Origin of the sequence: Actinotignum vesiculae (assembly GCF_051267215.1) — a bacterium.
Taxonomy (GTDB): domain Bacteria; phylum Actinomycetota; class Actinomycetes; order Actinomycetales; family Actinomycetaceae; genus Actinotignum; species Actinotignum schaalii.
This window is the reverse complement of the sequence record NZ_JBOZGG010000007.1, coordinates 119,455-129,849: the sequence shown is the minus strand read 5'-3', so window position 1 is coordinate 129,849 and position 10,395 is coordinate 119,455. Positions and strand designations below refer to the sequence as shown.

At 64.2% G+C, this 10,395-nt stretch carries 8 protein-coding genes; 6 read left to right on the top strand and 2 right to left on the bottom strand.

What is annotated here, in order from left to right:
* Positions 1-583 precede the first annotated feature (583 nt).
* Positions 584-1,039 (top strand): S-ribosylhomocysteine lyase, encoded by a 456-nt coding sequence (locus ACRQHG_RS05455; RefSeq protein ID WP_180948688.1) that lies wholly within the window; start codon positions 584-586, stop codon positions 1,037-1,039.
* Positions 1,036-2,463: a 5'-methylthioadenosine/S-adenosylhomocysteine nucleosidase gene (gene mtnN / locus ACRQHG_RS05450; protein WP_435719697.1), complete on the top strand. Its 1,428-nt coding sequence runs from the start codon at positions 1,036-1,038 to the stop codon at positions 2,461-2,463. The genes ACRQHG_RS05455 and mtnN overlap by 4 nt, the downstream gene beginning before the upstream one ends.
* Positions 2,464-2,572: 109 nt before the next feature.
* Here the strand turns inward: mtnN and ACRQHG_RS05445 are convergent, their stop codons facing one another.
* Together ACRQHG_RS05445 and ACRQHG_RS05440 are read right to left on the bottom strand one after the other, a co-directional pair.
* Positions 2,573-4,810 (bottom strand): S9 family peptidase, encoded by a 2,238-nt coding sequence (locus ACRQHG_RS05445; RefSeq protein ID WP_284897558.1) that lies wholly within the window; start codon positions 4,808-4,810, stop codon positions 2,573-2,575.
* A gap of 580 nt (positions 4,811-5,390) precedes the next feature.
* Positions 5,391-6,224 (bottom strand): ribonuclease H family protein, encoded by an 834-nt coding sequence (locus ACRQHG_RS05440; RefSeq protein ID WP_284897556.1) that lies wholly within the window; start codon positions 6,222-6,224, stop codon positions 5,391-5,393.
* 180 nt (positions 6,225-6,404) lie between these two features.
* Between ACRQHG_RS05440 and ACRQHG_RS05435 the strand changes: the two genes are divergently transcribed.
* From ACRQHG_RS05435 to ACRQHG_RS05420, 4 genes are all read left to right on the top strand, one after another.
* A complete protein-coding gene (locus ACRQHG_RS05435; RefSeq protein WP_284897554.1) occupies positions 6,405-7,286 on the top strand; it encodes a macro domain-containing protein in 882 nt (293 codons plus the stop codon).
* Positions 7,286-8,422: a DsbA family protein gene (locus ACRQHG_RS05430; protein WP_284897553.1), complete on the top strand. Its 1,137-nt coding sequence runs from the start codon at positions 7,286-7,288 to the stop codon at positions 8,420-8,422. Before ACRQHG_RS05435 ends, ACRQHG_RS05430 begins: the two co-directional genes overlap by 1 nt.
* Before the next feature lie 467 nt (positions 8,423-8,889).
* Positions 8,890-9,609: an ABC transporter ATP-binding protein gene (locus tag ACRQHG_RS05425; RefSeq protein WP_284897552.1), complete on the top strand. Its 720-nt coding sequence runs from the start codon at positions 8,890-8,892 to the stop codon at positions 9,607-9,609.
* The gene (locus ACRQHG_RS05420; RefSeq protein ID WP_284897551.1) at positions 9,606-10,352 is read left to right on the top strand and encodes an ABC transporter permease; all 747 of its coding nucleotides are present in this window, start codon (positions 9,606-9,608) and stop codon (positions 10,350-10,352) included. The genes ACRQHG_RS05425 and ACRQHG_RS05420 overlap by 4 nt, the downstream gene beginning before the upstream one ends.
* The last annotated feature ends 43 nt before the right edge of the window (positions 10,353-10,395 follow it).

The window sequence follows — 10,395 nt, the reverse complement described above, 5'->3', positions numbered from 1 at the left end:
CGGTCTGAACATCCGTAAAGGCCGGATCGGGAGCTAACGACACGCCGTCATTAGACCCACTTTTTGTCTATTAACCCGATCCGGCCAGCGCCCGCGTTCGCGTTATCCTTCCGGACTTGACCGCGCCGCGGCAGACATGGCGAAGGCCGGGGGTCCACGCTCCCCCGGCCTTCTGAAGACTCTCGCGCTAGAACAGCGGATGAAATGGGAACCATCCGGGTTCATCTTGGCTGCGACTGAGCCTGTCCCCGGGAGATAACCAGTCTCCCGGCAGCGGAACGGGTCCACGCCTCCCGTTGCTTTCCGCTGACATGTTCTATATAACCCGAGGTTCCCTAAAATACCATGCACCAAGGCTGGAATTTTCCTGGGAATCTGAGACCGCTTCACCGCACTTGTTAAAGCTAGATACAATAGCCGTTGTTTGTAATACGCCGGGCGGACCCGGCCAGGCCAGCAGAGCCCGGCGAAGCCTCGCCAGGCCCAGCGAAGCCTTGCCAGGCCCGCGCGGGCCCAGCACAACCGGGCCCGCACCCCGGCCCACACATATCGCGTTCCAAAGAAGGGAAGAGCCGTGCCGCATATGAACGTCGAGTCCTTCAACCTCGACCACCGGAAAGTTTCCGCACCTTACGTGCGGGTTGCCGATATCAAACACCTGCCGCACGGGGACGTCCTCACCAAATACGACATCCGCTTCTGCCAGCCCAATAAAGAACACCTGACCATGCCGGTCATCCACTCCATCGAGCATTCCTTCGCCGAATACTCGCGCAATCACAGCGATGCCGTAGTCGATTTCTCCCCGATGGGCTGCCAAACCGGCTTCTACCTGCTGCTGGCCGCCGAACCGAACGTACCCGCCACCTGCGACCTGGTGGAACAAACCTTCCGCGATATCCTGGCCGCCACCGAAGTCCCGGCCGCGAACGAAGTCCAGTGCGGCTGGGGCGCCAACCACAACCTCAAAGCCGCCCAGGAAGCGGTAGCCGCCATGCTCGCCGGGCGCGAGACCTGGGAACAGGTGATGGCCAAGTGACCCCTACCCGCACCCGCTCCCTCGCCCCCGGCAAGACCCGGGCACGCGCCCTCATTATCGCAGCTCAAGACGAAGAAATCGTGCCGGTCCTCGCCGCCCTGCGCGCCGAACCTTTCTACGCCACCACCCCGGCCACCGCCGAATCCCTCCAGCCCATCTTCCCCACCGAACTGCGCGGGGCATCCGGTGTGAACGTGCCCACCGCCCTCGGCCCGATTCTCTGCATGCGCACCGGCGTGGGCCTGGTCGCCACCGCCTGCGCGCTCGGCTGGGCGCTCTTCCGCTACCGCCCCGAAGTCATCATCTCGGCCGGGTCCGCCGGTGGCCTGGCTGCTGATATCCGGGGGGGCGACGTCGTCGCCGGAACCCGCTACCGCTACGGCCGCGCGGACGCAACCGTCTTCGGATACGCACCCGGGCAGGTCCCCGGCGCCCCCGAATTCTTCGAAGGCGACGCCACCCTGCTCGCCGCCGTCCCCGAGAACATCCGCCGCGGCGAAGTCCTCTCCTCCGATGCCTTCGTCACGGCCGCGAACGTGGAAGACACCCGCACCCGCTTCCCCGACGCCCTCCTCACCGATATGGAATCAACCGCCGCCGCGCACACCGCCGCGCTCGCGGGAATCCCCTTCCTCACGATCCGTTCCGCCTCCGATTTGTGCGGCCCGCAGGCCGGGATCGACTACCACATCGGCATCGACGAAGCCGCCGACCTCTCCGCCCGCGCGGTCACGGCCACGCTCGCGCGCCTCGCGGAAATCACGCCGTGGCTCGGCACCACCGCGGGTGGCTCGCGCGCCCGCCGCCTCACGCCGCGTTTTTCCCACCTCGCGCTCGAAGCCGCAATGCTCTACATTTTCGGCCGTGTCCACACCCCTGAGGGCGACGACGCCGCGGCGCCCGCCACCTCACTTGACCCGGACATGGTTGCGGATGTGCGCACAGCGCTCGAAAATTCTGAGTTGGACGTGGACGAGGTGCTCGCCTGCATTGCCCGGGCCCAGGGCGCGATTGCGGCCGACCCGCACCTCACTCTCACGGCGAAGCAGTACGACGCCGAACGCCTGGCCGTCACGGAACTGGCGGGAGCGGAATCCGGGCGCGGGAAACTGACCTGGCCGCCCACCTCGCAAACCGTTATTAAGAGTTTCTCCGGGTATTGGAACGAGGCACTCCAGGCGGTTGGCTTGGCGGTCAGCAACGGGCGCAAGCGCGGGGCCTTGAAATTTGACCGGGAGGACTACGTGGATGCGCTGCGCAGCCACGCGATCGCGGCGCGGCGGAACGGCAAAACCGTCAGCTACAACGGGTACGTGGAATGGCTGGCCGATTCGGGCAACCAGGGAACCTACCCCTCCGGGGCCGCCATCCGCCAGCGCTTCGGTTCGTGGTCCGCGGCGCTGGCGGAAGCCGGGATTAGCTAGCCGGCGCGGCGCGCGTTGTACGGCGGCGTGGCCCGGCCATTGCCGGAACTGACCGGGCCGTACGCGCGCGAGCCACTCGCGTTATGCGGCAGCCGCGCGGCGGTGGCGCTTAGTACACCTCGGTGGCGCCCACCTGGTCTAGCATCCACGCCACTTCCTCGGCGCGCTCGCGCCAGGCGTCGTAGCGCCCGGTTTTCCCGGCGTGCCCGGCTACCATCTCGATGCGCTCCAGGATGGGGCGCTCCGGGTTGGGCTTCGTTTTTTCGCGCAGCACCTGTACCCACTTGGTGGGCTCCACGTACAGTACCCGAATATCGTTGAGGGACGTGGTGGCCAGCACCGCCGGGTATTCCACCCCTTCGCGCACATTCTCCACCGGGCTGTACTCCTTCATATAGGTGTACACCTCGGGGGAAGCCACCGGGTTGCCCCATTCTTCCCATTCGCCTACCGTGAGCGGGAGCTCCGGTTTGAGGATCGTGGTCAGCGCGTCCACGAAGGGTACCGCGGCATGCACGGCCCGGAACAGCTCGGGGGCCTGGTTGATCGCCGCGCCGATGAGCAGGCCGCCGGCGCTCCCGCCTTCGGCCACGAGCCGGTCAGGTGCCACCCAGCCGGAGTCAATAAGCCACCGTGCCGAATCCACGAAATCGTTAAATGTGTTTTTCTTGCGGAGGAGTTTTCCGTCGTCGTACCACCGGCGCCCCAGTTCACCGCCGCCGCGAATATGCGACCACCCGATAACGACGCCGCGGTCCAGCAAACTCAGGCGGTAAATCGAGAAATAGGGCTCGTTGGACACTTCGTAACTGCCGTAACCGTAGAGGTAGCCGGGGTTGGTGCCGTCCGGGTGGATATCGGCGCGGCGCACCACCGTGAGCGGGATTTCCACGCCATCGCGGGCGGTTACCCACACCGCGTCCTGGGTGTAGAGCGAGGGGTCGTAGCCCGGGATGTCGAGGGTGCGCAGGACCTCAATATCGCCGGTGAGCGGGTCGAATGCCTTTTGGGTGGGCGGCTCCAGGATGGACTGCTCGGTGAAGACCACCCGGGAGGTGAACCAATTGCCCTCCGGGTAGGTTTCCACGAAGCTGCCCTCGCCGGTGGGGATGGCCACCGGGGCGGACCAGCCGTGCTTGGCGGCCGGCGCGGCTGGCGCGGGCTCGGCCGGCATGTCCGCGGCCGGTTGGGCGGGCGCCACGGTGGCGGCGTCGTCGTTCCCGGAAACGGTTCCTGAATCGGAGGTGACCGCTACGGGCGGCGTCGAACCGATAGCGCTGGCGGCAGAAAGTGGACGTTCCCGGCGCATGACCCGCAGCTGCGTTTGACCTTCGGAGCGCATCGAGATGACGGCGTGGCCGGCGTAGGCCTCCACGTAATCGACGCGCTCGCCCTCTTCGGGCACGAAAATCGGATCCCATTCTTCCGGGGTGGAGGTGCGCAGCGGCGCGGAAGCGACCTCGAAATCGGGGCGGTTGGCGTTGTGGACGATGAGGACCTGGTCGCCCGCGGGTTCGGCGGTGTATTCCAGGCCCTCGCGGCGGTCGAGGATCTTGACGCGCTGCTCGATATTCTCCGTGGAAATAAAACGCACATCCGAGGAGGTCACCGAGGCGGAGCGGATAATAATCCACTTGCCGTTGCGGGATTGTTCGTGATCGACGGAAAAACGCTCGTCGTTTTCCTGGAAGAGGATCGTGTCGTTGAAATCGCCGATGCGGTGAAGATTGACCTGCCACTGGCGCCACGAATCGTCCACGCGCGAATAGGCAACCGCGCTGGAATCGGCCATCCAGGCCAGGCCGTAGCCGATATCGCGCACTGAATCGTCCACGATCTGGCCGGTTTCAATATCGAAAATGCGCAGGGTGAAATGCTCATCGCCGGTGAAATCCACGCTCATCGCGCCGAGCTTGCCGTCCGGGGAGGGCATGAAGCCGCCGCAGAGGAAGAATTCTTCCCCGAGGGCGAGCTCGTTGCCGTCCCAGACCGGGAATTCCGGGAAAGAGGTGTTGAGGTCCGGGCGAGCGGCGCCGCGCGCGGGAGTGCGGAACATCGCCGGGTACTGCCGATCCTGGAAAGTGCGCCGGTAATACCACCAGTCCCCCACGCGGTAGGGCAGGGCGCGGTCGGCTTCCTTGGTGCGCGCCTTGAATTCGGCCACGAGATTATCGCGCAGATCGCTCAGCCCCGCGGTTTGCTCCCGGAAATAGGCGTTTTCAGCGTCGAGGAGCGCGCGGACATCCGGATCGGATTTATCGCGCAGCCACTCGTAGTTATCGACGTACGTGTCGCCGTGGAAAGTACGTTCGGTAGGGATCTTCTTCGCAATCGGGCCGATAGTCATGGAGGGATTCTACTGGAGATGCGGGGGTTGGTGCGCGGGGGCGTGTGGGCGGTTGGTGGGTGCGGGCGTTTGGCGAGCGCGGGCGGGCGTGAGGTACGACGGCGCAGCCGCCGGCCAGCGCGGACCCCGCCACGTTAGTGGGCGTGATGGAGAGGGTGTAAGGGAGCGAGAATCTCACGAACCTCAGCAGTCACACCAGCACCTGGCGAGGGGGCATGTGTTGCTCGAGCTGTACTTCGCATGTACGACATCCGCAGTACAGCCCAGAAAAACACCCCGTACCCGCCGGCCGGGTGCTGAGCGCCGAGGAGATGCCACAGGATGCAAACGGTACTCTCCCTCGCACTTTGTCTGCGTACCCAGTTCGTACGGATCCGAACCGGATCCAAGCCAACGACACGCCGTCATTAGACCCACTTTTTGTCTATTAACCCTTCGCTCCTGTGCTTCCATGCTCGGTGAAGAAAATGAGGACCGGCCCTGGACTGCTCCGGGGAGCAGCGGTACCGGTCTTGGTGAAATAACTCTACCAGATCATTAAGAAAACGCAAGCCCGGATTCCGAACGGAAATACGCGCGGTCAGCCGCGGCGGGAGAATTCGCGGGAGCGGGCGACGGCGAGGGAATCGACCAGCTCATTGGCGGCGTCGCCGGCGTGGCCCTTGATCCACTCCACTTCGGTGCGGCCAGTGCGGGCCTCGTAAAGATTAAGGAGGCGCTCGACGAGATCGCGGTTCTTCACCGGCTTCCCGTCCGCCTTCTTCCAGCCCTTCGCGCGCCAGCCGCGCGCCCATTTCGTCATCACATTAATGACGTATTGCGAATCAGCGCGAATAAGCAGCGGTGCCTGGGTGCCATGCTGGGCCGCCACATATTCCAAACCCTCGATAAGCGCCGTCAGCTCCATAATGTTATTCGTGGTGCGGGCCGCGCCCCCGCTATTCCGTACCCCGCTGAGCTGCTCCACCCAGGCCCAGCCGCCCGGCCCTGGATTACCCGAGCACGCCCCATCGGTGGCAAGCACCGCGGCAAAACCCGGGCGCGGGCTGCCGACCGGGCTACCACCCTCGGCCGGCTGGGCCGGAGCGGGAGTGGCTGCGGCGTCGTCGTACCCCTCAAAATCATCTTCATCCACGCCCGCGAGCGGTAACACACCCTGCACGTCGTTATCCACAGGCTCCGCGGTGCCGGTGCCGCTCGCATCGGTATCCACAACCGCGCGCAGCAGGCGCTCGGAATCCGTGTGCCACAGCGCCCCGCTTTCGCGCCCCACGTCAGCTAAACCGTGGCGGGAAGCGAGCGGCGAAGGCGCGGCGCCGTCGGCCAAACCTAAAAGTTCGAGTGCGGCGAGGGTCGTGAACGTATCCGTGCCGCAACGTTCGGCCAATTCAGCGGTTGTTAACCAGGTTGTCATAGGTTTAGGTTAGCGTGCCGGGCGGCGCAGCCACGCATTACCGGGGATACCGCGAAGTTATCCACAGGGGCGGGCGTGGGCACGTACGGGCACGGGCCCTGTGCATACGCGCACGAAAACCGTTTCTGCCCGGTACCCTTGTACTAGGGAACCCTGTTCGGACCCAGAATAAGGAGAATAATGCTCAACCTAGCTGAATATCGCGACGCCCTGAAGCTCGACGACGAGTGGCCCGCGCCCGCCGCCTCGAAGCGCACCGACCGGGAGCTCTTTGAGATTGCCTTCGGCGGCCTGGAAGGCAACCTGGCGAAAATGACCGACCGGGAGCTCTTCACCGAACTCAACCACCGCCTCATCCAGCGCGATCCCGAAGACGTCAGCGAGGACGTCTCGCGCGCGATCGACGTGCTGCTGTACCGGCTGTCCGGCTACCTGGGGCGCACCGAGGCGCGCCACCTGGCTCGTATTTCTGACATGATGCCGGAATCGGAATACCCGGCCCGCGATAAGACCGTGATCTGGCGCGGGGACGCGCGGGAACTCGTGGTGGACGCGGTGGTCAACGGGGCGCGCCCCAATCTGCTGGGCTACCGCGATTACAATAAGCCCTCCATTGACCAGGCCATTCACGGCCAGGCCGGCCCGTGGCTGCGCAATGACTGCGCCACGCTGTACTCGATGTCGGATCGCGAACTGGAACCGGGCGAAGCGGCGCTCACCCGCGGGTATCGCCTGCCGGCGCGCTACGTGCTCCACACCCTGCCGCCCACGGTGGAAGGTGAGGTCACGGATGCGGATCGCGCGGCGCTGGCCAACTGCTACACCCGCTGCCTCGACCTGGCTTCGGAGAAGGGCGATATTACTTCGGTGTCCTTCTGCTCGCTGGCCACCGGCCATTCGCATTTCCCCTTCGCGGAAGCCACGCGGATTGCGCTGGATACCGTGGCGCAGTGGCTGCACCAGAATCCTCGCTCGAATGTGAATCTGGTGGTCTTTGATATCTTCGCTGATGAAGATGCGGAACATTTCGTGCGCACGATTGAGCGCTGGGTGGAGGAATAATGAGCCAGGGAACTCCTGACTCCGTGGATCGCGGCCAATCTGGGTTCCAGGGTCAGTACGGTACGCCCGGGGCGGCGGGTTCGGGTGCGGGCGTGGGCCCGGATCCGAGCGTCGGCGCAGCCGCGGGCGCTGGTACTGGCCCGGTTTCTGGAGCCGGCTCAGCTTCTGGCACGGGCGCTGGTACCGGCGCCGCCCCGGCGTGGCCGCCTTCCACACCTCCCGCGCCTGCTGGGGAAGAAGAACAGCATCCCAGCAGCCGCGGATTCTGGGTGATGATCACCGTGCTGGCGATTATTGCCCTGGTGGTTTTCGCGGTGCTGCTTACCCTCGGTTCGTCCAACGGGCGTTTCGGGGGCAGCGCCGCGCCGCATCCCACCGCAACCGCCACCGCGCCGGCCAAACCCGGCGCAGGGCAAGACGCTCCGGGGCAGGGCGGGCTGAACACCACGCCCGGCCCCATCGAGACGCGCTACACCCAGCTCGCCACGGACCGCGGTTGGGTGGCCGGGCAGGATTACATTCCCACCCAGCCCGATGAGATTCGCACCCAGCTCCAGGCCCTGCCGCAGCTAGAAACTGCCTCCGGGCAAACCGCCGGGGACCCGAAGGCCCCCGTGCACGTGACGATCTACTCCGATTACGCCTGCAGTTTCTGCAATAAACTCCACGCCGAATCCGTGCCGCAGCTCCTGGAGCTGGCCAAGAAGGGCGATATTTACCTCGCGTACGTGCAGGTCCCGATCTTCAAGGACACCGTGTCCAGTGACCGCGCAGCCGCCGCCGCGCACGCGGCCGGATTGCAAGGCAAGTTCTGGGAGTATTCTTCTCTTCTTTTCGACGGCGCAGCTGCCGCGGGTCACGACCCTGACAAAGCACCGTCGATGTTCTCCGATGAAAACCTTGATGCTTACGCCACCCAGCTGGGCTTGGACGTGGAAGCTTTCCGGGCTGCGCGTGACAGCGCGGAAACCACCAGCTTCATTGCCGCCCAGGAATCCTTGGGGCTGGAAACCCTCGGCCTGCGCGGCACCCCCGCGATTATTATCAACGGCACCGCGAGCACCGGCTACCAGCCGCTCACCGCAATCACCAATACGATTGAGCTGGAAAAGGCTCTGGTAGACGCGGCGGGTTAACGGGTTCCGCGGGGCTAACAGGTTCGGCTGGACACCAGCAATCGTAAAAGATGTTGCACTCCGATTTAGAATCCAGGCCAAAGCACCTCAGTGGGCTAAGCAAGCTACACTTAACGAAAGCATCATAAACAACTGATAGAAAACGGAGTATCCGTGGTACGTGCCCGACGCTAAGCCTTCCCCTTCCGGCGAGGCCGCGCTCCAGTAACACACGGCGTCTCGGTAACTAACCGAGACGCTCCGTTTGGGCACCTTTATTCCTAGCGTGCGCGATTTTTCGGGCATTACCGACACCCGGGTACTCCTCATATCCCCGGTATTCCTGGTATCCCAGCGCCTCATTATCGAGCACCGCTATTGTCACGCTCGGCGCCACTTGCTCCCGGTGCCGTGCGCTCTGCGGACTCGGCCTCTCCGGTATGCACATTCCCTATGGCAGTCTTTGCATATTTTGGAGGTAAGCGTTCATGGATACCCCTATCCTTGAAGCTATCGGGGTAGAAAAAATCTACCCAAAGAAATCAACACCGGCCCTGACCGGCGTGAATCTTGCCCTGCACCCGGGCGAGCTGGTTGCCGTTATCGGCCATAACGGAGCGGGAAAATCCACGCTCTTCGATATTCTTGGTGGGCTCATCAAGCCCACCCGAGGCACGGTCACCAATTCGGTGGCTGAAAGCGCTATCGGCTGGTGCCCGCAGCGCGAAATTATCGACTGGTCCCTCACGGTCACCCAGAATATTCTTTTGGGTCTCGATCTGCGAGTGGGCCGCTGGCATCGCCGCGCCGATATTGAGGGCGTTGCGGAGGTTCTGGGCCTCTCGCAGCTCCTTGACCGCACCGCGGAGACTCTCTCCGGTGGGGAATTGCGTCGCACCCAAATCGCCCGCGCGATTATCGGCCACCCCAGTCTCATGATTCTGGACGAGCCAACCACCGGCCTGGATCCCGCCGGCATCGACACCGTGTTCGGCTACCTGCGCTCCCGGGTGGAGGAAGGGCGAACCGTGCTGGTCAGCACGCACGAAACCTCGAAGTTTTCCGAGTACTGCACCCGCGTTATCGCTCTGCGCGGCGGTCGCATTATTGCCGATATGCCGGCCGCGAGGTTCATGGCGTACCGCCCCGGCAGCACCGACCTCTGGGCAGCCCTCAAAGCATACGAAGAAGGAACCCCGCTCCCATGAAAAAATCACTTATTCTCACTAAGTACCATATTGCTTCCCTGTGGAATTGGCGCGGCGTCTACCTCGGTCGCATCGTCGAGCCGTTGGCCTATTTCGTTTTTCTAGTTGTCGGCATTTCCGGAATGCTCGGCACCGCGCACAGCGGGAGCTACCTCAGCTACGCCTTCACGGGCATAGTCTGCCTGCTCACGTTCCGCGCTTTCGGCTACGCCTCTTCCGACGTCGCCAATGACAGAAAGTGGGGCGTCTACGCGATTTTCATGATGCAGGGCGGGAAAGTGTGGACCTACCTTGCGTCGATTTTCGCGGTGATTTCCCTGGTGTTCCTCGTGCAAGTCGCCGCGGTCTCCCTCGCCTACCTGGGCCTCTCGTTTGCGGGCGGAACCAGCGTAAACGGCACCGCGCTCCTTTCGGGAACGTTCATCGCACTCCTCGTTGTGTGGGGCTGGGTGAGCCTCGGCGCGGCGGTAGGCGCCCTGGTGAATAGCTACGCGGCACGCGATATGCTCGCCACCTTCACCACGCTGCCGGTGGTCCTCTCCGCCCCGCTGTTCTACGAGCTCAGCTCCGCGCCCACGTACCTCCAGCTCATCGCGCGCTGCAACCCGCTCACGTATCACGTGCAGTGGATGCGCGCACCGGCGGCTGCGGATATCGTGTACGCGCTTCTCTGGGTTGGAACGACGACGGCGCTAGCCCGCTACGCCCTCAGCCGCGCAGATAGGCTCAGCTCCGAGCGGTAACTCCCCGGCCCGGCGGCGCGGGCATCCACGAATGCGCACGAGA

What these genes read in the sequence shown, in the direction of transcription:
- ACRQHG_RS05455 (WP_180948688.1), top strand. Translation starts at nt 584, where the DNA reads ATGAACGTCGAGTCCTTCAACCTCGACCACCGGAAAGTTTCCGCACCT.
- ACRQHG_RS05445 (WP_284897558.1), bottom strand. Translation starts at nt 4,810, where the DNA reads ATGACTATCGGCCCGATTGCGAAGAAGATCCCTACCGAACGTACTTTC.
- ACRQHG_RS05440 (WP_284897556.1), bottom strand. Translation starts at nt 6,224, where the DNA reads ATGACAACCTGGTTAACAACCGCTGAATTGGCCGAACGTTGCGGCACG.
- ACRQHG_RS05435 (WP_284897554.1), top strand. Translation starts at nt 6,405, where the DNA reads ATGCTCAACCTAGCTGAATATCGCGACGCCCTGAAGCTCGACGACGAG.
- ACRQHG_RS05430 (WP_284897553.1), top strand. Translation starts at nt 7,286, where the DNA reads ATGAGCCAGGGAACTCCTGACTCCGTGGATCGCGGCCAATCTGGGTTC.
- ACRQHG_RS05425 (WP_284897552.1), top strand. Translation starts at nt 8,890, where the DNA reads ATGGATACCCCTATCCTTGAAGCTATCGGGGTAGAAAAAATCTACCCA.
- ACRQHG_RS05420 (WP_284897551.1), top strand. Translation starts at nt 9,606, where the DNA reads ATGAAAAAATCACTTATTCTCACTAAGTACCATATTGCTTCCCTGTGG.